Raw genomic sequence first — 22105 nt, 5'->3', positions numbered from 1 at the left:
GTGCATTACTTCGCCTGCGCGGGCGACTTCACGGCGAACGGCGCATCGACCGTTTCGCCGTCGGAGAACTTGAGCCGCAGATGCACGGTGTCGCCCGGCTTGATCGCGTGCTTCGGCTCTTCGAGCATGAAGTGATAGCCGCCCGGCGCGATGTCGACCTTGCCGCGCGCGGGAATGGTCAGCTTGTCGACCATCTCCATCTTCTGCGTCGAGCCGTTCGAGACGGTCTGGTGCAGCATCGCCATTCCGTAATCGGGACTGTCGACGTCGACGAGATCGACCGGCTTGTCGCCAGCGTTCACGAGCGTCACATAGCCGCCCGCGGGCAGCTTGTTCGGCAGCCAGCGCACCCACGCATTCTGCGCGGTGATCGCGCCGGCCGCGTAGACGGGAGCGCCGGCGCACAGTGCGGCGAGGAGGGCGAACGTCTTCAGTGTCGTCTTCATGTCGGAAATCAGGTAGTGGGACGGGTGTCGATGATCCGGCGCACATCGGTGGCGATGGCGTCGGGCGAATCGCGGTCGGTCGCGAGCAACCGCGCACGGCCGTTCGCATCGAAGATGTAGACGGCCGAGCTGTGCGTGACTTCGTAGCCGCCGGACGGATCGCGCTTTTCCATTTGATATGCGACGCGATAGCGTTTCGCGAGCGATTCGATCTGGCGCTCGGTGCCGGTCAGGCCGCGCGCGTGCGCGGCGTCGAATGCATCGACGTACGACTGCATCGCCTGCGGCGTGTCGCGTGCGGGATCGACGGACACGAACAGGATGCGCACGTCGTTTGCCTGCGGGCCGAGTTTCGCGAGGACTTCCATCAGCCGCGCCATCGTTTCCGGGCACACGTCCGGACAATGCGTGTAGCCGAAGTAGACGAGCGCGACCTGGCCGCGGAACGCGCGCGCGTCGACCGGCCGACCGTCGCCGCCCGTCAGCGTGAACGACAGGTCCGGCAGGTGGCCGGTCACGTCGGTCAGGTGCCAGCGCGGTTCGTCGCGCGTGCACGCGGCCAGCGCGACGACGGCGGCGAGCGTCGCGGCCGTGCGGATGAAGCGGACGAAGCGCCGGTGCGGCGCGGGACGGGCAGACGGCATCCTGGGGCTCGATCGGACGAAACGGTCGCCGGCCGGCGCGGCGCCATCTGCCGCGCGGCCGGCGGTTGCGACTGTAGCGCAATTCGCGCGCCCGCGTCCTTTCGAAACCCGTACGGCGCGGGTCGACGGGGCAATATGTCGCAGTTCGCGCGCATCGCGGCACGATGCGTGCGGCGAGCCGGTTTCGGCCGGTTTCGCCCATCGCGAAGCGCAGGCGCGGTAAGATGCGCACAATTCCATTCGCACCGCCGCGGCCCTGCCTTCGCGGCCCGTCCCTCACACGATCGAATCGATGCAATCCGTCCCGGCTTCCCTCTCGTTGACCGATACCGCGTTCTTCTTCGACTTCGACGGCACGCTCGTCGAGCTGGCGCCGACACCCGACAGCATCGACGTTCCGCCGTCGCTGCTCGCGCTGCTCGACGCGTTGCGGCGCCGCTCGCACGGCGCGGTCGCGATCGTGTCCGGGCGCGGCATCGACAACATCGACACGTTCCTGAAGATGCACGACCTGCCGGTCGCCGGTCTGCACGGCGCGGAGCGCCGCGACGCGAACGGCGACGTGCAGCGCATCGGTTTCAACGACGAACGGCTGCTGCGCATCGAGCGCGAACTCGCCGCCGTCGTCGATCGTCATCCGGGCATGCTGCTCGAGATCAAGGGGGCAGCGGTCGCGCTGCACTACCGCAATGCGCCGGAGCGCGAGGCCGCGGCTCGCGAGGCGGCCGAGCGTCTCGTCGCCGAGTACGCGGACGCGTACGTACTGCAGCCCGGCAAGATGGTGTTCGAGATCAAGCCGAAGGGCGTCGACAAGGGGCGCGCGCTCGCCGCGTTCCTCGACGAGCCGCCGTTCGCCGGCCGCGTGCCGCTGTTCGCGGGCGACGATCTGACCGACGAGAAGGGCTTCGCGGTCGTCAACGCGCGCGGCGGCCTGTCGATCAAGATCGGCGCGGGCGAGACGTCGGCGCGCATGCGGCTCGACTCGGTGGACGCGCTGCATCAGCAGATCGCGCGTTGGCTCGGCGCAGGGCAGCCGGGCGCATGAGCCGGCTCATCATCGTTTCGAACCGGGTCGCACCGATCTCGGAAGGCGAACCGGCGGCGGGCGGTCTCGCGATCGGCGTCTACGATGCGCTGAAGGAGACGGGCGGCATGTGGTTCGGCTGGAGCGGCGAAGTCGTTGCGGCCGGCGCGCCGCAGATCCGCATCGAGGAGCGCGGGCCGGTGACGTTCGCGACGATCGGCCTGTCGCGGCGCGATTACGACCAGTATTACCGCGGCTTCTCGAACGCGACGCTGTGGCCCGCGTTCCACTACCGCGCGGACCTGATCCAGTACGACCGGCACGAATTCGACGGCTACAGCCGCGTGAACGTGTGGCTCGCGCAGCAGCTCGTGCCGCTGCTGCAGGACGACGACGTGATCTGGGTGCACGACTATCACCTGATCCCGTTCGCGCGCGCGCTGCGTGCGGCCGGCGTGAAGAACCGGATCGGCTTCTTCCTGCATATCCCGTTTCCCGCCGCGCAGGTGCTCGTGAACGTGCCGCCGCATCGCGAGCTCGTCGAGTCGCTGTGCGCGTTCGACCTGCTCGGGTTTCAGACCGAGCCGGACTTGCGCGCGTTCTGCGACTACGTCGAGTTCGAGGCCGGCGGCGGCGTCGTGCGCGACGGCGGCACGGTGCACGTGAGCGCGTTCGGCAAGACGCTGCGCGCGGCTGCGTATCCGATCGGCGTGTATCCGGACGAAATCGCGTCGCTCGCGGAAGCGGGCCAGCATGGCAAGGCGGTGCGCACGCTCGCCACGTCGCTGCATGGGCGTCAGCTGATCATGAGCGTCGACCGGCTCGATTATTCGAAGGGGCTCGTCGAACGGTTCCGCGCATTCGAGAAGCTGCTCGAACATCAGGCGTCGTTCCGCAACCGCGTGTCGTTCCTGCAGATCGCGCCGTCGACGCGCGCGGATCTGCGCGCATACCAGGACATTCGGCTGCAGCTCGAAGCGGAGTCGGGGCGCATCAACGGACGCTATGCGGAGCTCGACTGGGCGCCGATCCTCTACATTCACCGCCAGTACGATCGCCAGCTGCTCGCCGCGCTGTACCGGCTCGCGCGTGTGGGTTTCGTGACGCCGCTGCGCGACGGGATGAATCTGGTCGCGAAGGAATACGTGTCCGCGCAGAATCCGGACGATCCGGGCGTGCTGGTGCTGTCGCGTTTCGCGGGCGCCGCGCGCGAGCTGAACGGCGCGCTGATCGTCAATCCGATCGACATCGACGGGATGGCCGATGCGCTGGCGCAGGCGTTGACGATGCCGCTCGCCGAGCGGCGCGCGCGTTATGCCGACATGATCGCGCAGCTGCGCGAGAACAACGTGTCGGTGTGGCGCGATAACTTCCTGCGCGATTTGCAGCGCAGTTGATGCGCGACACCGGGCCGCGACCGATGCTGCGTGCCGGCGCGGCCACTAAGAGCGGTTAAGAGCGGGCTGCGGACGTGCTTTCGTGCATCCGTCGGCAGGTGCGTCGCGATCGCGATCGCGTCCGATGCCGGCGCTCGGAAGCCCACAATGAAAAAGGCGCGGTGCATTACGCACCGCGCCTTTTCTACGCACGTCGCGCGTATGCGCGTCAGGCGACGCGTTCGCCGGTCGGCGCGGCGCCGTCCGGCGCGACGTGATGGCGGCCCTGCTGCTTCGCGAGCAGATCGCGGTACAGGCCCGGGCGGTTGCGCAGCACCTCGGGCGAGCCGTCGTCGATCACCTTGCCGTTGCTCATCACGATGATCCGGTCGAAATTGCGCAGCGTCGACAGCCGGTGCGCGATCGCGATCACCGTGCGGCCGATCATCAGCCGGTCGAGCGCGCTCTGGATCGCTTCTTCGGACGCGCTGTCGAGCGCCGACGTCGCTTCGTCGAGCAGCAGGATCGGCGCGTCCTTCAGGATCGCGCGCGCGATCGCGATGCGCTGACGCTGTCCGCCGGACAGCTTGACGCCGCGGTCGCCGACGATCGTGTCGTAGCCTTCCGGCATCGCTTCGATGAACTCCGCGCAGCGCGCATCGCGCGCGGCGGCGAGCACTTCGTCGCGCGTCGCGTCCGGACGGCCGTACGCGATGTTGTCGTAGATCGTCCGGTGCAGCAGCGAGATGTCCTGCGGCACGAGCGCGATCGCCTGGCGCAGGCTGTCCTGCGTGATCGTCTTCACGTCCTGGCCGTCGACCTTCACCGCGCCTTCCTGCGTATCGTAGAAGCGCTGCAGCAGCGCGAGCACGGTCGACTTGCCGGCGCCCGACTTGCCGATCAGGCCGACGCGCTGGCCCGGTTCGATATGAAGATCGAAATGGTCGAGGATCGGCCGGCGGTGCGGATACGCGAACGTCACGCGTTCGAAGTCGACGCGTCCGCCCTTCGCCGCCAGCGGCACCGCGTCGGAGCGGTCCGGCATCCCGTGCGGCTCGAGCAGCGTCTTCACGGCCTCGGACAGCCGCGCGATGTGCTGCGTGACGTCGACGAGCGCGACCGCGAGATCGCGCGTGCCGTGCAGGATCGTGAAGCCGAGCGAGCTGACGAGCACGATGTCGCCCGATGTCGCGCGACCCTGGTCCCACAGCCACAGCGCCCAGCCGAGCAGGCCGGCGGACAGCATCGCGGTGATCACCGCGTGCAGCAGGCGCAGCTTCTCGAGATACAGCAGGCTCTGCTGGCGCGCGTCCATCTCGGCCTTCACGGTCGCGCTGAAGCGCTTCTGCTCGCGCAGCGTCATCCCGAACGCGCGCACGAGCCCCATGTTGCCGATCACGTCGACGAGTTCGCCGTCGACGGCCGCCGCCTTCGCCGCGAACGCATGATGGCGGGCGGAGCCGCGGCCCGCGAGCTTGAACAGCACGATCGCGAGCACCGCCGAGCAGCCGAGCAGGCCGGCCGCCATCAGCGGGTTCACGACGATGATCATCAGAATCGCGCCCATCACCGCGATGCACGGCGGCAGCACGTTCCACGCCATCGTGTTCTCGGACGTATAGACGGCGTTCGACGTCGCGGTGATGCGGCTCGCGAGCGTGCCCGGCTGCTTTTCCGCGTAATACGTCGGCGAATGGCCGATCAGGTACTGGAACAGGTCGCGCCGCAGGTCGCCGGTGACCGCGACGAACGCGTGCGCGGCAACCCAGCCGCCGACGCGCCACAGCAGGTTGTCGGCCGCGATGAGCCCGACGAGCAGCGCGAACGCGCTCCACAGCGGGCCCGGATGATGACGCCCGGTCGCCAGCACGTCGATCAGATGCTTGATTGCATATTGCGAACCGAGTGCGCAGCCGACGGCAGCCAGCACGCTGAACAGCACGACGAGGTGCGCGACGGGGTGCAGGCGGATGTAGCGGAACAGGAACGCGAGCGGCCGGTGCGCGTAGCTCGACAGTTTCGCGTTGTGGGCGTTGCGCTGGGCTGGAGTGAGAGATTCCAAAATATGCGTGCGGTGATTCGGTGAGTGAGCATGGCGGCCCGGCTGCGCGGCGACCTTCGCTCGGACTGGCTAATCCGGCATTGTAAACAAGGCCGCGCCTCGCGCTGCGCGAAACTTGCGGCGGCCGGGGGCGCGCGATCGATTTTGGGATAAAATCCGGCATCCCGTCCCGCGTCGCGGGCACCGCAATCTCGATGCCGCGAGCGCCGCAGGAAGACTGGAACGCCGGAAGGGCCTTCCACTCTAGAACGGACGCCCGAGTCCGCGCGTTGCAAAGTGTTGCGCCTTTGTAACAAAGTAAAGAGTTTGAAATGGTGTGGCCCGTATCGGGATAAACCCTAGATAATCAGCTCGGGTTCGATTCCAGGTCTTTTTTACGAACCCCTGTCAACGGGTCTTCGTTTCAAACGTTCTAAGCCTGTCGCGTCGCCGGCGCTCCCTGTCCAGCGCGGTTCGACGTATGCGGCAGGCCGGTTCGTCCGATGATCGGACGACACGCAGCCGCGCCGTTCGTCGGCAGGCTGCCGACCCCATGCCTGGTTTTTAGCCGATTTTTTAGGAGTTACGCATGCGAATCGCCCAAATCGCTCCATTGCACGAAGCGGTTCCCCCGAAGCTTTATGGCGGTACCGAACGAGTGGTGTCCTATCTCACCGAAGCACTCGTCGAGATGGGGCATGACGTCACGCTGTTCGCGAGCGGCGATTCGCAGACCTCGGCCAAACTCGAAGCGGTGTGGCCGCAGGCGCTGCGCCTCGACCCGACGATCCGCGACGTGATGGCGCCGCACATGCTGCTCCTCGAGCAGGTGCGCCGCCGCGCGGACGAGTTCGACGTCCTGCACTGCCATATCGACTATTACCCGTTCTCGCTGTTCTCGCGCCAGCCGGTCCCGCATCTGACGACGATGCACGGCCGTCTCGACCTGCCGGAACTGCAGCCGATCTTCAACGCATTCAGCGACGTGCCGGTCGTGTCGATCTCCGACAACCAGCGCATCCCGCTGCCGCAGGCGAACTGGCTGTCGACCGTGTATCACGGGCTGCCGGAAAACCTGCTGAAGCCGATCCCGAACGTGAAGCCGAGCTATCTCGCGTTCCTCGGCCGCATTTCGCCGGAAAAGCGCGTCGACACCGCAATCCGTATCGCCGAGCAGGCCGGTCTGCCGATCAAGATCGCCGCGAAGCTCGACAAGGCCGACCGCGCGTACTACGAAGAGAAGATCAAGCCGCTGTTCGCGCTGCCGCACGTCGAGTACATCGGCGAAATCAGCGAAGCCGAAAAGACGGAATTCCTCGGCAACGCGCATGCGCTGCTGTTCCCGATCGACTGGCCGGAGCCGTTCGGCCTGGTGATGATCGAAGCGATGGCATGCGGCACGCCGGTGATCGCGTTCAAGCGCGGCTCGGTGCCGGAAGTGATCGACAACGGCGTGTCGGGCTTCGTCGTCGAAGACGAACTGTCGGCCGTCGCTGCGCTCAAGCGTCTGGACACGCTGCCGCGCGAGAAGGTGCGTGCGGCGTTCGAAGCACGCTTCTCGTCGAAGGTGATGGCGCAGAACTACGTGAAGGCTTACGAGGAACTGCTGCGCCAGAAGCGCCGTACGGTGCTGCGCGAAGTGAACGCAAGCTGATTGCGAGCTGCGTGCCGCGGCCGCGCTGCGGCCCGCGGCCCGTCCAGCGACGCCCCGCCGGGTTTCCGAGCGGGGCGTTGTCGCATCTGCAGCGCCGATCTGTTGTATTCTCGCCGCGCCCGGCGCCGTGAACGGGCCGGGAAGCGGTCCGGCACACCATGCTGCCGTCTGTCCAGACGGTAATGTCCCTATAATGGCCGTGCCGCGAAATCCGGCCCCGCACGATCATCGAGAGGAGAGCAGTCTTGGCGAGAACGAAAACCACGCGCGCAGCGCCGGCTCCCGGCGCCGGCGTGATCTTCGCGTTGCGCGCGATCGGTCTCGTGCTGCTGGCGCGCTGGCTGTTCTCGATGTCGCAGATGGGCTATCGCGCGTCGTTGTCCGCGATGGTGTCGTCGCCGTGGGCGTTCGTCTATCTCGTGCTGATCTTTCTGCTGCTCGCGCTGCCGGGCGCCGCCGCGCGTGCGGAGCGGCCGTTCCATCCGCTGCCGCAGTGGCTGCGCCAGGCGCTGCGTTTCTTCGCGCTGATCGGTTTCCTGTTCGCGGTGTGGTCGATCGGCGCGTTCGCGTGGGCGGCCGGCTGGCGCCGCGTGCTGCATGCGGTGACGACGACCAACGGCTGGCTCGTCGCCGCGCCGACCCTCTATGCGGCGATCGTATGGATCTGCCGGCCGCGGCCGCTGTGGCGGACCAACGTGGCCGCGCGCCGTTTCGCGGTCGGCCGCTATGCGATCTCGCTCGACACGCTGACGCGCACCGCGATCGTCTGGATGGAAAGCCGCAAGGTCGGCCAGTACGACGCGCGCGAGCTGTCGGTGCGCTGGCCCGGCCACGCCGCAGCGGGTGCCGGCGAGCCGTCGCGCGGGCAGCCGGCGGCCGTGCCGCCGCGTCGCGGCAACCTGTTTCGGCGACCGAAAGTGGAACTGCTGTGGGATTCGCCGGCAGCCGTCGGGCATAACCGGCAAATCGTGATGCGCGCGCCGCTCGCGACCGAAGGCGACCGCGTCGCCGTGCTCGCGCTCGACGCGGCGCTCAAACAGATCGTCTGACACGGCCTGCGCACGCGCGGGCGACAAGGAGGCTTCGATGATCGTCCGTTGGCTGCTGGCCGCCATTCACCTGAGCGCATTCGGCGTCGCGTTCGCGGCGATCGCCGCACGCAACCGCGCGTTGCGCAGACTCGCCGCATCCGCGCAGGCGGTCGATCTCCGCGGCGTATTCAGGGCCGATACGGTATGGGGACTGTCGGCACTGGTGCTGATCGCGACCGGCGTTGCACGTGCGTTCGGCGGCTTCGAGAAGGGCACCGCGTATTATCTGCACGAACCGCTGTTCCACGCGAAGATGACCGCGCTCGTGCTGATCCTGCTGCTCGAGATCGTGCCGATGGTCGGGTTGATCCGCTGGCGCATCGCCGCGCGGCAGCAGCGGATGCCCGATATCGGCCGCGCGCCTACGTATGTGCGGATCGGCCATTGGCAGGCCGTCCTCGTGATCGTCATCGTGTTTGCCGCGTCGGGGATGGCGCGCGGGATCGGACTCGCGGGATAGCCGGCAGGGCCGGATGCGGCCGGTCGAAGCGCGTATCCCGCGCAAGCTTCGATCAGCCGCGCAGGTGCGGTATCGCGCACGCCGTATCGATACACGCATCGCGCACGCGGTCCGGCGACGCGCCCGCACGCGCGTCGCCCGGCACCCCGAGTTCAGCGCACGAGGCAAGGACGCTTGTTGTCGAATTTCCAGCCCGGAATCAGATACTGCATCGCCGCCGCATCGTCGCGTGCACCGAGCCCGTGCTGCTTGTACAGCTCGTGTGCGCGCGCCACCGCATCCATGTCGATGTCGATGCCGAGCCCCGGACGCTTCGGTACGTCGACGAGCCCGTTCTCGATCTTCAGCGGCTCGCGCGTGAGCCGCTCGCCGTCCTGCCAGATCCAGTGCGTGTCGATCGCGGTGACCTGGCCCGGCGCCGCAGCGGCGACGTGCGTGAACATCGCGAGCGATACGTCGAAGTGGTTGTTCGAATGCGAGCCCCACGTCAGCCCCCAGTCGCGGCACATCTGCGCGACGCGCACCGAGCCCTGCATCGTCCAGAAGTGCGGGTCCGCGAGCGGGATGTCGACCGCATGCAGCTGGATCGCATGACCCATTTGCCGCCAGTCCGTCGCAATCATGTTGGTCGCGGTCGGCAGCCCGGTCGCCCGGCGGAATTCCGCCATCACTTCGCGGCCCGAGTAGCCGTTCTCGGCGCCGCACGGATCTTCCGCGTACGCGAGTACATCGTGCAGATCGCGGCACAGCCGCACCGCTTCGTCGAGCGACCACGCGCCGTTCGGGTCGAGCGTCACGCGCGCGCCGGGGAACCGCTCAGCGAGCGCCGTCACCGCGTCGACTTCGCGCGCACCTTCGAATACGCCGCCCTTCAGCTTGAAGTCGTTGAAGCCGTAGCGCGCATGCGCAGCTTCCGCGAGGCGCACGACGGCGTCCGGCGTCAGCGCGGGCTCGTCGCGCACGCGCGTCCAGTCGTCGGTCGCGTCGCGGCCGTCGCGATAGGGCAGCGCGGTCTTCGTGCGGTCGCCGACATAGAACAGGTAGCCGAGCATCTCGACGCGCTCGCGCTGCTGACCTTCGCCGAGCAGCGCGGCAACGGGGACGCCCAGATGCTGGCCGAGCAGATCGAGCAGCGCCGCTTCGAGCGCGGTCACCGCGTGGATCGTCGTGCGCAGGTCGAAGGTCTGCAGCCCGCGGCCGCTGGCGTCGCGATCGGCGAACGTGCGGCGCACGTCGTTGAGCACCGCGTGGTAATTGCCGACCGGCTGCCCGACGACAAGTGCGCGCGCATCGTCGAGCGTGCGGCGGATGCTTTCGCCGCCCGGCACTTCGCCGACGCCCGTGCGTCCCGCGCTGTCCTTCAGGATCACGAGGTTGCGGGTGAAGAACGGCCCGTGCGCGCCGCTCAGATTGAGCAGCATGCTGTCGTGGCCGGCGACCGGAATCGCTTGCAGGTCGACGATGCGCGGCGTGTCGTGGGAAGGCGAGGCAGTGACGGCGTTCATGGCGGCGATGGCAAAAGTGTGGGCGATGCCGTGCGGCAAAAGCTTTGCCGCGCGCGGCAGGAGGTGCGATCATTCGACAACCGACGTGCGGACTTTGCACTGTCCGCGCGTCGACGGCAACCCGCAGCGGGTAGGGCGACAGGTTCGATGCCGATGGCGCGTCCGCAGCGAAGACGCCGACAACGTGCTTCGAGCGACCGACCATCGCGCGCCGGCAGAACGCTGGACTGCGGACGTCGACGATCACGGCGACGGAGACCGCCACGCGCTCGGCCGCGTGCATGTGTGTCCAGGAGAACCGTCTCGCGATCATCAGTCATCGGATGACTTGTGACGCAGTATAATGAAACATCGGCTTTCGCTCAAACCCCGCGTAAACCCTCGGCTCACATTACGATCATTCAAAAAGGAACCGGCCTCATGTCCGTGCCTACGCTTCCCGCAGTGCCGCGCCGTCGCGCACGCAGCCTCGCACAAGACGTCGTCGACGCGCTGACCGCGCAGATCGAAAACGGCACGCTGCGTCCCGGCGACAAGCTGCCGACCGAAACCGAAGTCATGGCGGCGCAAGGCGTCAGCCGCACGGTCGTGCGCGAAGCGATCTCGCGGATGCAGGCGAGCGGCCTGATCGAGACGCGTCACGGCATCGGCAGCTTCGTGCTCGAGCCGTCGCGTCGCCAGCCGCTCGGCATCGATCCCGCGACGATCACGACGCTGCGCGACGTGCTCGCGGTGCTCGAACTGCGGATCAGCCTCGAAAGCGAATGCGCGAGCCTGGCCGCGCAGCGCGCGAACGACGCGGATCTTGCCGCGCTGCGGCGCGCGCTCGACGCGATCGCGACCGGCTCCGGCGGCGGCCGCGACACCGCGCAGCTCGACTATCAATTCCATCTGCAGATCGCGCAGTCGACCGGCAACCGTTATTTCGTCGACATCATGACGCAGCTCGGCGCGTCGATCATTCCGCGCACGCGCGTGAATTCGGCGCGCTTTGCCGGCGACGATCTCGAGCGCTATGTCGGCCGGCTGAACCACGAGCACGAGGACATCTACGAGGCGATTGCGCGCCACGATCCGGAGGCCGCGCGCGCCGCGATGCGCACGCACCTGACGAACAGCCGCGAACGGCTGCGCCGCGCGCACGAAGCGGCGGAAGCGGAACGCGATACGCAGGCAGGCTGACGCGCAGGCGTGCGCGGACCCGGCCGCATCGGCGATCGCAAAATATCAGTCGTCGTATGAGGTCCGATCCAGTTCAATGCTTCGTGACGCGGCGGCTACACGACGTGTTCCCGCCGGACTTCGATCGATCGGCGCGGGCGGAAAACCCCGCAATGTTCCGCAACGGCCGGCGAGCCGGCCGGCGTTCCCGCCGCGGGCTACCGGCCGCCACGATCGCGCAGCCGATCAGCCGCCCTTCGTTACGATCGTCTTCCACGCGCCGTTCTTCACCTGATACAGCGTCGACATCCCGCTCTTCAGCGAGCCGTCGTTCGAGAACGAAATGCGGCCGGTGATCCCTTCGAAGTCGATCTTCTTCAGCGCCGGACGATAGACCTTCGGATCGGTCGAGCCGGCCGCCTGCATCGCCTTGATCGCGGCCCACGTCGCGTCGTAGCCGAATTGCGCATACGACAGCACGTCGACGCCGAAGCGCTTCTTGAAGCGCTGCTCGAAATCCTTGCCCTGCGGCAGCTCGTCGAGCGGCCGCCCGTATTCCCACGCCATCGCGCCTTCGGCCGCCGGGCCGGCGATCTTGAGGAACTCGTTGTCCTTCACGCCGCCGCCGCCGACGAACTGCGCGTTCAGCCCGAGCTGCCGCATCTGCTTGATGAAGTTCGCGGCGAGCGAGTCGAGCCCGCCGAAGAAGATCAGGTCCGGATTCTTCGCCTTCAGGCTCGTGATCTGCGCGCGGAAGTCCACCGCCTGGTTGCTTGTGAACTCGCGCCCGATGATCGTGCCGCCGGCCGCTTTCACCGCCTTTTCGAATTCGTCGGCCTCGCCCTGGCCGAACGCGGTGCGGTCGTCGATGATCGCGATGCGCTTCGCCTTCGTCACCTCGACCGCGTACTTGCCCGCGTTGCCCGCATTCTGCCCGTCGGTCGCGATCACCATGAACATGTTCGCGAGCCCGCGCGACGTCAGCGTCGGGTTGGTCGCGGCCGGATCGATCACCGGAATGCCGGCCTTGTCGTAGACGACCGAGGCCGGAATCGTCGTGCCCGAGTTGAAGTGGCCGACCACCACCGACACGTTCTGGTCGACGAGCGCCTGCGCGGCTTGCACGCCGATGCGCGGGTCGGCCTGGTCGTCCTGCACGACGAGGTTGAAGCGCGCGGGCTTGCCGGCGATCTGCACCTTCTGCGCGACGGCGTCGTCGAGCGCGAGCTGAACGCCGTTCTGCAGGTCCTTGCCGTAGCCGGCGTTCACGCCCGTCAGCGGCGCGGCGAAGCCGACCTTCACGTCGGTCGTGTCGGCCGCGTGCGCGGCCGGTTGCGACAGGAGAGCAAGTGCGGAGGCAATGGACACCGACAGCAGGGAATGACGAAGTTTCATGTTCGTTCCTCTTGTTCGACATCAGCGGGTGGGTAGCGCACGCAGCCGGACGGGCCGGGCGCGTGCGACGGGCGGGCGGTTCGACCGCTTCTCGGAATCGGGCGGGGAGGTCGGCGTGAAGATCCTCGGAAGCAGCTCCCGTCAGGCCCCGCGAGGAGCCCCGATCGCTCGATATATAGGTCGCCGATATGTGCGGGTCTTGGAGATTTGCCGCGCATTCGATGCGGATTTCCGCATAGCTTCCGCGTGTGCGCGCGCAGCCGGTATCGGGATATTCCCGTCGCGAGCGCGACGGGGGCGGGATGTCGGAGATCGGCGACGGCGGACGGCGCGGCCCGGTGAAAGCCGCGCCGTCCGCCGTGCCGGTCAGTCGGCCAGCGCGTCGGACGCGGCCTGCACGTCGTCGCTCGACGCGCTCGTGCGAATCAGCGGATCGCTCGTGCTCGGGCGGCCCGTCTCGACGTGACCCGCGAAGCGGCGCAGGAAGCCGAGCGGGCGGCCGTCGCTGACCGTCAGGTCGTACCAGCCGTGGCTGCCGCGCAGGTTCCAGTAGTCGTCGACGCGCTCGCCGGGCGCGAGGTCGAACGTGCGCGTGCGGCCGTGCCCGTACGCGTTCGTCACGGTCAGGCGCACGGCCTTGTGGCCGCGGTTCGTCAGGCGCAGCGTGATGTTGCCGTTCGCGACGTCGTAGCCGTAGAGCACTTCCGGATTCGGATTCGCGCCGATGCCCGCCGCGAACGACCCGCGGAAATGGCAGTAGAAGCCGTTCGGGCCGTACACGTCGAGGTCGTACACCCCGAGCGACGGCGCGGCGCTCCACGTGTCGGCGAGCCGCTTGCCGGCCTCGACCGTATACGTCCACGGGCCGTCCGCACGGTTGCGCGACTGCACCTGGAACGCCGCGCCCGCGCGGCCGGTGTTCGCGAAGCTGAGCCGGAACTGGCCGTTCGCGGCTTCGACGCGGCCGTGCACGAACAACTCGTACGGCAGCGCGCGCGCCGGCCGCAGCCCGGGCTCCTGTTTCGGCAGCGCCTGCACGAGCGGCGGCACCGGCACGTAGTCCGGATGGCGATCGCGGTCGGGCGGCGCGTAGCCGCTCGTGTCGGGCAGCTTCGGCCAGCCGGCGTCGGCGTTCGCGAAGTCGAACGCGGACGTGAGGTCGCCGCATACCGTACGGCGCCACGGCGACACGTTGGCCGCGTTGATCGCGTACTGCGCACCGAAGCGCGCCTCGATGAATTGCAGCAGCGACGTGTGATCGAAGGTCTGCGAGCAGACCCAGCCGCCCTTGGTCCACGGCGACACGACGAGCATCGGCACGCGCGGCCCGAGCCCGTACGGGCCGGCCATGTGCGACGCGTCGCCGGCGAACACCTCGTTGGTCGTCGCGACCGTCGACAGCCCGTTCTCGCGCGACTGCGGCGCGAACGGCGGCGGCACGTGATCGAAGAAGCCGTCGTTCTCGTCGTACGTGATGAAGAGCGCGGTCTTGCTCCATACGTCCGGGTTCGACACGAGCGTCTTCAGCACCTGCTCGATGTACCACGCGCCGTAGTTGGCCGGCCAGTTCGGGTGCTCGGAGTACGCTTCGGGCGCGCAGATCCACGATACCTGCGGCAGCGTGCCGTTCTTCACGTCCTGCTGCAGTACGTCGAACAGCGTGCCGCCCGCGCTGACGTTGGTGCCGGTGCGCGCCTTGTCGTACAGCGGGCTGCCGGGCAGCGCGGTGCGGTACTGGTTGAAATACAGCAGCGAGTTGTCGCCGTAGTTGCCGATGTACGGGTTCTGCGTCCAGCCCCACGAGCCGTTCGCGTCGAGTCCCGTGCCGACGTCCTGGTAGATCTTCCACGACACGCCGGCCTGCTCGAGCACTTCCGGATAGGTCGTCCAGCCGTAGCCCTTTTCTTCGTTGCCGAGCACCGGGCCGCCGCCGACGCCGTCGTTGCCGATGTAGCCGGTCCACATGTAGTAGCGGTTCGGATCGGTCGAGCTCGGAATCGCGCAGTGGTACGCGTCGCAGATCGTGAACGCGTCGGCGAGCTGGTAGTGGAACGGGATGTCGTCGCGTTTCAGGTACGCCATCGTCGTCGTGCCCTTGTTCGGCACCCACTGATCGTAGCGGCCCTTGTTCCACGCGGCGTGCATGTCCTGCCAGCCGTGCGGCAGATCCTGCAGGAACTGCATGCCGAGCTTGTCCGCGCCCGGATGGAACGGCAGCAGCTCGGCCGCGCCGGCCGGCTGATGGAAGACCGACTTGCCGTTCGCGAGACGCAGCGGCCGCGGATCGCCGAAGCCGCGCACGCCGCGCATCGTGCCGAAGTAATGGTCGAACGAGCGGTTCTCCTGCATCAGGATCACGATGTGTTCGATGTCGCGGATCGTGCCGGTGCGGCGGTTCGCGGGAATCGCGAGCGCATCGCGGATCACGGGCGGAAACAGGTTCAGCGCGGCCGCGCCGGCGGTGCCGGCGGCGACGCGCAGGAAATCACGACGGTTCGATCGGGTCATGGTCGTTATCGTGCGGAAAAGGGGGGAGCCGATTGGCGGGACATGCGCGGTGCGCGCCCGGGCCGCGCGCACGTCGCGCGACCGAAGGCGAGCCGCGGCGAGCATAGCGGGGATTCGGTGTCATTCATGTGAAGCCGGAAACGTTTGCATGCGAGCCGTATGGCGGCGGGCGTTCGCTGGCCGTGGCCGCATGCGCGCACGCGCCGCGCTGCCCGCTGCGACACGCGGCCCGCGCGGCGCGACGGCTGCGCGGGTGCGTCAGACGTCGGTCACCCACGCGCCGAACCATTCGCTCGGTCGCGCGATCTCATCCTGCGCGGCGATCAGTTCGAGCTCGTAGCGGCGCGCGTCGTAGGTGGCCTTCACGACCGCGTGCACGGCCGCGAGCGTGTGCTCGAACGCGGCGCGCACCGAATCGCCGCGCAGCCTGCGCGCGACGAAGATCGCGCTGGTCAGGTCGCCGACGCCGACCGGATGGCGCGGAAATGCATACAGCGGGCGCTGGCCGATCCACGCTTCGGTTTCGGTGACGGCGAGCATGTTGAAGCGGTCGGCGGGGCTGTTGCGGTCGTGCAGATGCTTGACGAGGACGATCTTCGGGCCGCGGCGGATCAGCGCGCGACACGCGTCGACGGCTTCGGCGACCGTCTCGATGCGGCGCCCGGCGAGCTTCTGCAGCTCGGTATGATTCGGCGACATTCCGTCGGCGAGCGCCGGCATCTCCTGGACGATGAATTCCTCGACGCCGGGCTCGGGCCGCACGCCGCCCGTCTGACCCATCGCCGGATCGCAGAAGTACCACGCGTTCGGATTCATCGCCTTCACCGCGCGCACGATGTCGACGGTCGCGCGCGCCTGCGCCGGCGAGCCGACGAAGCCGGACAGTACCGCGTCGCAGCGCTTGAGCGCGCCGATCGCGGCGATGCCGTCGACGAGCTGCTCCATCTTCGCGGCATCGATCGCGCTGCCGGCCCAATGGCCGTACTGCATGTGGTTCGACAGCTGGACGGTATTGAGCGGCCAGACGTTGACGCCGAGGCGCTGCATCGGGAACACGGCCGCGCTGTTGCCGGCGTGCCCGTAGATGACGTGCGACTGAATGCTGAGGACGTTTTTCATGGGAATTCGCCTGCACGCGTTTCAGGGTCACGTCACACGATACCCGAGTTCGTCGCGCGCGCGGAAGGTGCGCGGTGGCCGACTGTTGCGCGCCGCCGTCAGCACGACCGCGTAGAATCGCGGTGCGCGGCGCGCTTCGGCCGTCCGCGCTCGTGTCCAATCACCGTGATCGCCATGCTTTCGATCTGCAAGATGTTGTCCGTCGTGCGCGCCGCGCTGCTCGGCGCGAGCGTTGCCGCCGCGTGCGCGGCGCCTGCCGCGGCGGCCGCGCCGACGCCCGTCGGCAACGACGGGCCTGCGTACGGCCCGCGGCTGGAAGGCTTCACCTATCCGGAGCCGGTGCGCCGCTACCCGTTCGTGTCGCAACGCGAAACGCTCGAGATGATGTACATGGACGTGCAGCCCGTCCGTCCGAACGGCCGCACCGTCGTGCTGCTGCACGGGAAGAACTTTTGCGCGGCGACGTGGGAGGACACGATCGGCGTGCTGAGCCGCGCCGGCTATCGCGTGATCGCGCCGGACCAGATCGGCTTTTGCAAGTCGTCGAAGCCCGAGCGCTATCAGTACAGCTTCCAGCAGCTCGCGCGCAACACGCATGCGCTGCTCGAGTCGATCGGCGTGAAGTCGGCGACGATCGTCGGGCATTCGACCGGCGGGATGCTCGCGATGCGCTACGCGCTGATGTATCCGAAGGCGACCGACCAGCTCGTGCTGGTGAACCCGATCGGCCTCGAGGACTGGAAGGCGCTCGGCGTGCCGCCGCTGTCGGTCGACTACTGGTATGCGCGCGAACTGAAGACGACGGCGGACGGCATCCGCCGCTACGAGCAGGCGACGTACTACGCGGGCAAGTGGTCGCCGTCGTACGAGCGCTGGGTGCAGATGCTCGCCGGCATGTATCGCGGCCCCGGCCGCGACGCGGTCGCATGGAACTCCGCGCTGATCTACGACATGATCCTTACGCAGCCGGTCGTCTACGAGCTCGGCGCGATCCGCGTGCCGACGCTGCTGCTGATCGGCGACAAGGATACGACCGCGATCGGCAAGGACGTCGCGCCGCCCGACGTGCACGCGAAGCTCGGCCGCTATCCGGAGCTCGCGAAGCGCACGCAGGCGGCGATTCCCGGCGCACAGCTCGTCGAGTTTCCGACGCTCGGACACGCGCCGCAGATCCAGGATCCGGACGCGTTCCACAAGGCGCTGCTCGACGGACTCGAAGCCGTGCACGCGCAGTGACCGCGCCGCCGGCACGTGCCGCGGCGCGTGCCGCCGCGTGCATCGCCGGCGGAATCGTCAGCGCGCTTCGCCCGCGAGTTCGTCGCGGATTTGCGCGGCGAGCTCGAACGAGCGTAGCCGCGCCGCGTGATCGTAGATCTGCGCGGTGACGATCAGTTCGTCGGCGCCGGTCCGCGCGATCCGCTCGCGCAGCTGGTCGCGCACCGTGTCGCGCGAACCGACGGCCGCGAACGACAGCGAGTGCGCGACGCTCGCGAGTTCGAGCTCGCTCGCGTCGAGCACGTCGACCGGCGGCGGCAGCTTGCCCGGCGTGCCGCGCCGCAGGTTGATGAACTGCTGCTGCAGCGACGTGAAGAGCCGCCGCGCTTCTTCGTCGGTATCGGCGGCAAAGACGTTGACGCCGACCATCGCATGCGGCTTCGGCCAGGCGGCCGACGGCCGGTACTGCGCGCGGTAGAGTTCGAGCACGCGCATCAGGTAGTCGGGCGCGAAATGCGACGCGAACGCGAACGGCAGCCCGAGCATCGCGGCGAGCTGCGCGCTGAACAGGCTCGAGCCGAGCAGCCAGACCGGCACGTCGAGCCCGGCGCCGGGCACCGCGCGCACGCGCTGGCCGGCGGCCGGCTCCGCGAAATAGCGCAGCAGCTCGGCGACGTCGTCCGGAAACGCGTCGGCGCTGCCGATCAGATCGCGGCGCAGCGCGCGCGACGTCGTCTGGTCGGTGCCCGGCGCGCGGCCCAGGCCGAGGTCGATGCGCCCCGGATACAGCGACGCGAGCGTGCCGAACTGCTCGGCGATCACGAGCGGCGCGTGATTCGGCAGCATGATCCCGCCCGAGCCGACACGGATCGTCTTCGTCGCGCCCGCGACGTGGCCGATCACGACCGCGGTCGCCGCGCTCGCGATACCGGGCATGTTGTGGTGCTCCGCAAGCCAGTAGCGCCGGTAGCCCCAGCGTTCCGCGTGCTGCGCGAGGTCGACGGTGTTGCGAAACGCCTGGGCGGCGTCGGCGCCGTCGGGAATGGGGGCAAGATCGAGTACGGAAAACGGAATCATCGGAATGGCCTTCGAACGGGAGGGGCGCGGTGATGCGCGTACGCAACAGATGCCGCCGATTTTGCCAAAGGGTTCCCGAACGCGCTGGCGACGCACCGATACCCATGCGCGTGTCAGGGGCGGAAGAGGTGGTCGGGCGATCGTTGCAAAAATCGTGCTAATCGCCGATTAATGATCAATCTTCACGGCGATTGAACGTGTAACCGCATCGACGCACAAATTTGCACGAAACGTCTGATTTTCAACACTGCAATACGCCTGCAAAGTGCTTACGCTAACGTGAACGTCGGGGTGCCGACCCGATCGGCGGACGCCGCAGCTTTGCTGGAATCGCACCAGTCCGTTTCGCACACTACCGAGCGCCAGGTTTCGCGGACTGTTAAAATCCGGCGCCTGTCCATGTTGCGCCGATGTCGGCCATTCGAATCTTCCCGCATCCGCTCAGGGTGTCGCGCGAGGATCTGCGCCCCGCGAAGCCGGGCATGGCCGCTTTCGGAGAAGGGGCCGTGCCTGCCCCTTCACAGACACTGCTGGAACAAGGAGTCGGGTCGTGCCCGCGTTCGTCGCTGTCCGAATACTTCATCACGCTCAATCAGGCTCGGCCGACCGGCGCGCCGGGAGACGTCGCGCATGACGCCGGTTCCGTCGTTCGCCGACTGGCTGCTGATCGCGTTCACGCTCGCGGCGGCCGGCTATGCGCTCGTCGCGGCCTTCGCGCCGCGTCCGCGCACGCCGCGCACGGCCGCGCGCGACGGCTTCGCGCCGGTCAGCGTGCTCAAGCCGCTGTGCGGCGCCGAGCCGCATCTGTACGAGAACCTCGCGACGTTCTGCGCTCAGCGCCATCCGCGCTACGAAGTGCTGTTCGGCGTCGCATCGGCCGCCGATCCGGCGGTCGCGGTCGTCGAACGGCTGCGTGCCGACTACCCGGCGTGCGACATCACGCTCGTGGTCGACGCGCGCGTGCACGGCAAGAACCTGAAGGTCAGCAACCTGATCAATCTCGCCGCGCGCGCGAAGTACGGCCGCATCGTGATCGCCGACAGCGACATCGCGGTGCAGCCCGACTATCTGGAGCAGGTCACCGCGCCGCTTGCCGACGAATCGGTCGGTGTGGTCACGTGCCTGTATCACGCACGCAGCGTCGGCGGCTTCTGGACGCGCATCGGCGCGCAATTCGTCGACGCGTGGTTCGCGCCGTCGGTGCGCATCGCGCATCTCGGGCAGTCGAGCCGTTTCGGCTTCGGTGCGACGCTCGCGCTGACGCGCGACACGCTCGAGCGGATCGGCGGCCTCGTCGTGCTGAAGGACGAGCTGGCCGACGATTTCTGGCTCGCCGAACTGCCGCGCCGGCTCGGGCGGCGCACCGTGCTGTCCGAAGTCGAGGTCGCGACCGACGTGATCGAGCCGTCGTTCGGGCCGCTGTGGGATCGCGAGACGCGCTGGCTGCGCACGATCCGCTCGCTGAATCCGGGCGGCTTCGCGTTCCTGTTCATCACGTTTACCGCGCCGTGGCTCGCGACCGGCGCGGCGCTCGCATGGCGTCTGAACGGCACGGCCGCCGGCACGGCGGCCGGCGTCGCCGTGGCGGCCGGCGCGTTCGGGCGGCTCGTGCTGCATGCGCGCGGCGCGCGCAGCTGGCGCGCATACTGGCGCGACCTGCCGCTCGTCGCGGTGCGCGACACGCTGCTCGCGCTCGAATGGCTCGCGGCCGTGTTCGGCTCGCATGTCGTATGGCGCGGCGCAAGGATGACGGTCGTCGGCGGCGAGCGCGCGACGGCGGCCGTGGAAGGAGGCGACGGCCGCTAGCGCCGCTGCCGCCCGACCGAACCCGGCCCGACGGCCGGCACGCGCCGCGCGAAGGCATCGCGGCGCGACATGACGAAGAGACGCGGGCGCCGCAGCGCGGCCGCGATTGTTTGACCGAATCGTTGAAAAGAATCGAACTATGCAGGCTACCGGAGCATTCATGAAAACGCTGTTCTTGCAGGCCCCTTCGTATGACGGGTTCGACGGCGGAGCCGGCTCGCGCTATCAGGCGAAGCGGGAAATCCGTTCCTTCTGGTACCCGACGTGGCTCGCGCAGCCGGCCGCGCTTGTGCCGGGCAGCCGTGTCGTCGATGCGCCGGCCGACGGCCTGTCGGTCGAGGAAACGCTGAAGATCGCGAACGACTACGACCTCGTGATCATCCACACGAGCACGCCGTCGTTCCCGACCGATGCGCTGTTCGCGCAGGACCTGAAGAAGATGAAGCCGTCGATGCTGGTCGGCATGGTCGGCGCGAAGGTGCAGGTCGATCCGCACAATTCGCTGACGGCCACCGACGCGATCGACTTCGTGTGCCGCGAGGAATTCGATTTCACGTGCAAGGAGATCGCCGAGGGCAGGCCGCTCGCCGAGATCAAGGGGCTGTCGTGGCGCGCGAAGGACGGTTCGATCGAGCACAACGAGACGCGGCCGGTCCTCGAGGACATGGACGCGCTGCCGTTCGTCGCGCCGATCTACAAGCGCGACCTGAAGATCGAGAACTACTTCATCGGCTATCTGAACTATCCGTACGTGTCGATCTATACGGGCCGCGGCTGCAAGTCGCGCTGCACGTTCTGCCTGTGGCCGCAGACGGTCAGCGGCCATCGCTATCGCGTGCGCTCGGTCGAGAACGTGCTCGCGGAAGTGAAGTGGATCCGCGACAACATGCCGGAAGTGAAGGAGATCATGTTCGACGACGATACGTTCACCGACGACGCGCCGCGCGCCGAAGCGATCGCGCGCGGTCTCGGCAAGCTCGGCGTCACGTGGTCGTGCAACGCGAAGGCGAACGTGCCGTACAAGACGCTGAAGGTGATGAAGGAAAACGGCCTGCGGCTGCTGCTGGTCGGTTTCGAATCCGGCGACGACCAGATCCTCGTGAACATCAAGAAGGGCGTGCGGACCGATTTCGCGCGCCGCTTCAGCGCGGACTGCAAGAAGCTCGGGATCAAGATTCACGGCACGTTCATCCTCGGCCTGCCGGGCGAGACGAAAGAGACGATCAAGAAGACGATCGAGTACGCGAAGGAAATCAATCCGCACACGATCCAGGTGTCGCTCGCCGCGCCGTATCCGGGCACGACGCTGTACAAGCAGGCCGTCGAGAACGGCTGGATGGAAGAGAACAAGACGATCAACCTCGTCAGCAAGGAGGGCGTGCAGCTCGCGGCGATCGGCTATCCGCATCTGTCGCGCGACGAGATCTATCACCACCTCGAGCAGTTCTATCGCGAGTTCTACTTCCGGCCGTCGAAGATCTGGGAGATCGTGCGCGAGATGCTGACGAGCTGGGACATGATGAAGCGCCGTCTGCGCGAAGGCGTCGAGTTCTTCCGTTTCCTGCGCGCACACGAGGCCTGAT

17 protein-coding genes are annotated in these 22105 nt (G+C 67.9%); 9 read left to right on the top strand and 8 right to left on the bottom strand.

Annotated features, from left to right (window positions below; genetic code table 11):
- Positions 1-5: 5 nt before the first annotated feature.
- Entirely contained in the window at positions 6-446 is a 441-nt protein-coding gene (locus BUB20358_RS20560) for a copper chaperone PCu(A)C (protein WP_006764759.1), read from the bottom strand.
- A gap of 8 nt (positions 447-454) precedes the next feature.
- On the bottom strand, positions 455-1090 hold the full coding sequence (locus tag BUB20358_RS20555; protein WP_035972744.1) for an SCO family protein: 636 nt from the start codon (positions 1088-1090) through the stop codon (positions 455-457).
- 292 nt (positions 1091-1382) lie between these two features.
- Here BUB20358_RS20555 and otsB point away from each other — a divergent pair, with 292 nt between their 5' ends.
- Positions 1383-2135, top strand: a complete 753-nt coding sequence (otsB, locus tag BUB20358_RS20550) for a trehalose-phosphatase (RefSeq protein ID WP_006764758.1) — start codon at positions 1383-1385, stop codon at positions 2133-2135.
- The gene (gene otsA / locus BUB20358_RS20545) at positions 2132-3511 is read left to right on the top strand and encodes an alpha,alpha-trehalose-phosphate synthase (UDP-forming) (protein ID WP_006764757.1); all 1380 of its coding nucleotides are present in this window, start codon (positions 2132-2134) and stop codon (positions 3509-3511) included. The genes otsB and otsA overlap by 4 nt, the downstream gene beginning before the upstream one ends.
- A 208-nt stretch (positions 3512-3719) precedes the next feature.
- Here otsA and BUB20358_RS20540 read toward each other — a convergent pair whose 3' ends face one another.
- Positions 3720-5552, bottom strand: a complete 1833-nt coding sequence (locus BUB20358_RS20540) for an ABC transporter ATP-binding protein (RefSeq protein WP_035972743.1) — start codon at positions 5550-5552, stop codon at positions 3720-3722.
- Between the two features lie 568 nt (positions 5553-6120).
- Between BUB20358_RS20540 and BUB20358_RS20535 the strand changes: the two genes are divergently transcribed.
- From BUB20358_RS20535 to BUB20358_RS20525, 3 genes are all read left to right on the top strand, one after another.
- Complete coding sequence (locus BUB20358_RS20535; RefSeq protein WP_006764755.1) at positions 6121-7185, top strand: glycosyltransferase family 4 protein; 1065 nt, start codon at positions 6121-6123, stop codon at positions 7183-7185.
- 245 nt (positions 7186-7430) lie between these two features.
- Positions 7431-8234 carry a hypothetical protein gene (locus BUB20358_RS20530; protein ID WP_006764754.1) on the top strand — a complete coding sequence of 268 codons (804 nt, stop codon included), beginning with the start codon at positions 7431-7433 and terminating at the stop codon, positions 8232-8234.
- Positions 8235-8271: 37 nt separating this feature from the next.
- The gene (locus BUB20358_RS20525; RefSeq protein ID WP_006764753.1) at positions 8272-8736 is read left to right on the top strand and encodes a DUF2214 family protein; all 465 of its coding nucleotides are present in this window, start codon (positions 8272-8274) and stop codon (positions 8734-8736) included.
- A gap of 152 nt (positions 8737-8888) precedes the next feature.
- Here the strand turns inward: BUB20358_RS20525 and gudD are convergent, their stop codons facing one another.
- Positions 8889-10241: a glucarate dehydratase gene (gene gudD, locus BUB20358_RS20520; RefSeq protein WP_006764752.1), complete on the bottom strand. Its 1353-nt coding sequence runs from the start codon at positions 10239-10241 to the stop codon at positions 8889-8891.
- Between the two features lie 420 nt (positions 10242-10661).
- On the opposite strand from gudD, the gene BUB20358_RS20515 reads away from it, so the two are divergent.
- Positions 10662-11423: a FadR/GntR family transcriptional regulator gene (locus BUB20358_RS20515; RefSeq protein ID WP_035972741.1), complete on the top strand. Its 762-nt coding sequence runs from the start codon at positions 10662-10664 to the stop codon at positions 11421-11423.
- A gap of 225 nt (positions 11424-11648) precedes the next feature.
- Here the strand turns inward: BUB20358_RS20515 and BUB20358_RS20510 are convergent, their stop codons facing one another.
- From BUB20358_RS20510 to pdxY, 3 genes are all read right to left on the bottom strand, one after another.
- The gene (locus BUB20358_RS20510; protein WP_006764750.1) at positions 11649-12797 is read right to left on the bottom strand and encodes a branched-chain amino acid ABC transporter substrate-binding protein; all 1149 of its coding nucleotides are present in this window, start codon (positions 12795-12797) and stop codon (positions 11649-11651) included.
- A 366-nt stretch (positions 12798-13163) separates the two neighbouring features.
- A complete protein-coding gene (locus tag BUB20358_RS20505; protein WP_035972739.1) occupies positions 13164-15305 on the bottom strand; it encodes a phosphocholine-specific phospholipase C in 2142 nt (713 codons plus the stop codon).
- Between the two features lie 258 nt (positions 15306-15563).
- The gene (gene pdxY / locus BUB20358_RS20500) at positions 15564-16424 is read right to left on the bottom strand and encodes a pyridoxal kinase PdxY (protein ID WP_006764747.1); all 861 of its coding nucleotides are present in this window, start codon (positions 16422-16424) and stop codon (positions 15564-15566) included.
- Between the two features lie 174 nt (positions 16425-16598).
- Here pdxY and BUB20358_RS20495 point away from each other — a divergent pair, with 174 nt between their 5' ends.
- A complete protein-coding gene (locus BUB20358_RS20495) occupies positions 16599-17660 on the top strand; it encodes an alpha/beta fold hydrolase (RefSeq protein WP_006764746.1) in 1062 nt (353 codons plus the stop codon).
- Positions 17661-17717: 57 nt separating this feature from the next.
- Here the strand turns inward: BUB20358_RS20495 and BUB20358_RS20490 are convergent, their stop codons facing one another.
- Positions 17718-18716, bottom strand: coding sequence for an LLM class flavin-dependent oxidoreductase (locus BUB20358_RS20490; RefSeq protein ID WP_174905108.1), 999 nt, complete (start codon positions 18714-18716; stop codon positions 17718-17720).
- 630 nt (positions 18717-19346) lie between these two features.
- On the opposite strand from BUB20358_RS20490, the gene hpnI reads away from it, so the two are divergent.
- Together hpnI and hpnJ are read left to right on the top strand one after the other, a co-directional pair.
- Positions 19347-20522 (top strand): bacteriohopanetetrol glucosamine biosynthesis glycosyltransferase HpnI, encoded by a 1176-nt coding sequence (gene hpnI, locus BUB20358_RS20485; RefSeq protein ID WP_035972735.1) that lies wholly within the window; start codon positions 19347-19349, stop codon positions 20520-20522.
- Between the two features lie 160 nt (positions 20523-20682).
- The gene (hpnJ, locus tag BUB20358_RS20480) at positions 20683-22104 is read left to right on the top strand and encodes a hopanoid biosynthesis associated radical SAM protein HpnJ (RefSeq protein ID WP_035972733.1); all 1422 of its coding nucleotides are present in this window, start codon (positions 20683-20685) and stop codon (positions 22102-22104) included.
- Position 22105: the final 1 nt, after the last annotated feature.

The sequence above is a fragment of the Burkholderia dolosa genome (assembly GCF_902499135.1).
In the GTDB taxonomy this organism is placed as follows: Bacteria; Pseudomonadota; Gammaproteobacteria; order Burkholderiales; family Burkholderiaceae; genus Burkholderia; species Burkholderia dolosa.
Note: the sequence above shows the minus strand (reverse complement) of the source record. Positions and strands in the feature narration are given on the sequence as shown.

Coding starts and splice junctions, on each gene's coding strand:
- hpnJ (WP_035972733.1), top strand. CDS start 20,683: ATGAAAACGCTGTTCTTGCAGGCCCCTTCGTATGACGGGTTCGACGGC.
- BUB20358_RS20560 (WP_006764759.1), bottom strand. CDS start 446: ATGAAGACGACACTGAAGACGTTCGCCCTCCTCGCCGCACTGTGCGCC.
- BUB20358_RS20525 (WP_006764753.1), top strand. CDS start 8,272: ATGATCGTCCGTTGGCTGCTGGCCGCCATTCACCTGAGCGCATTCGGC.
- otsB (WP_006764758.1), top strand. CDS start 1,383: ATGCAATCCGTCCCGGCTTCCCTCTCGTTGACCGATACCGCGTTCTTC.
- pdxY (WP_006764747.1), bottom strand. CDS start 16,424: ATGAAAAACGTCCTCAGCATTCAGTCGCACGTCATCTACGGGCACGCC.
- BUB20358_RS20510 (WP_006764750.1), bottom strand. CDS start 12,797: ATGAAACTTCGTCATTCCCTGCTGTCGGTGTCCATTGCCTCCGCACTT.
- gudD (WP_006764752.1), bottom strand. CDS start 10,241: ATGAACGCCGTCACTGCCTCGCCTTCCCACGACACGCCGCGCATCGTC.
- BUB20358_RS20490 (WP_174905108.1), bottom strand. CDS start 18,716: ATGATTCCGTTTTCCGTACTCGATCTTGCCCCCATTCCCGACGGCGCC.
- BUB20358_RS20515 (WP_035972741.1), top strand. CDS start 10,662: ATGTCCGTGCCTACGCTTCCCGCAGTGCCGCGCCGTCGCGCACGCAGC.
- BUB20358_RS20505 (WP_035972739.1), bottom strand. CDS start 15,305: ATGACCCGATCGAACCGTCGTGATTTCCTGCGCGTCGCCGCCGGCACC.
- hpnI (WP_035972735.1), top strand. CDS start 19,347: ATGACGCCGGTTCCGTCGTTCGCCGACTGGCTGCTGATCGCGTTCACG.
- BUB20358_RS20555 (WP_035972744.1), bottom strand. CDS start 1,090: ATGCCGTCTGCCCGTCCCGCGCCGCACCGGCGCTTCGTCCGCTTCATC.
- otsA (WP_006764757.1), top strand. CDS start 2,132: ATGAGCCGGCTCATCATCGTTTCGAACCGGGTCGCACCGATCTCGGAA.
- BUB20358_RS20495 (WP_006764746.1), top strand. CDS start 16,599: ATGCTTTCGATCTGCAAGATGTTGTCCGTCGTGCGCGCCGCGCTGCTC.
- BUB20358_RS20535 (WP_006764755.1), top strand. CDS start 6,121: ATGCGAATCGCCCAAATCGCTCCATTGCACGAAGCGGTTCCCCCGAAG.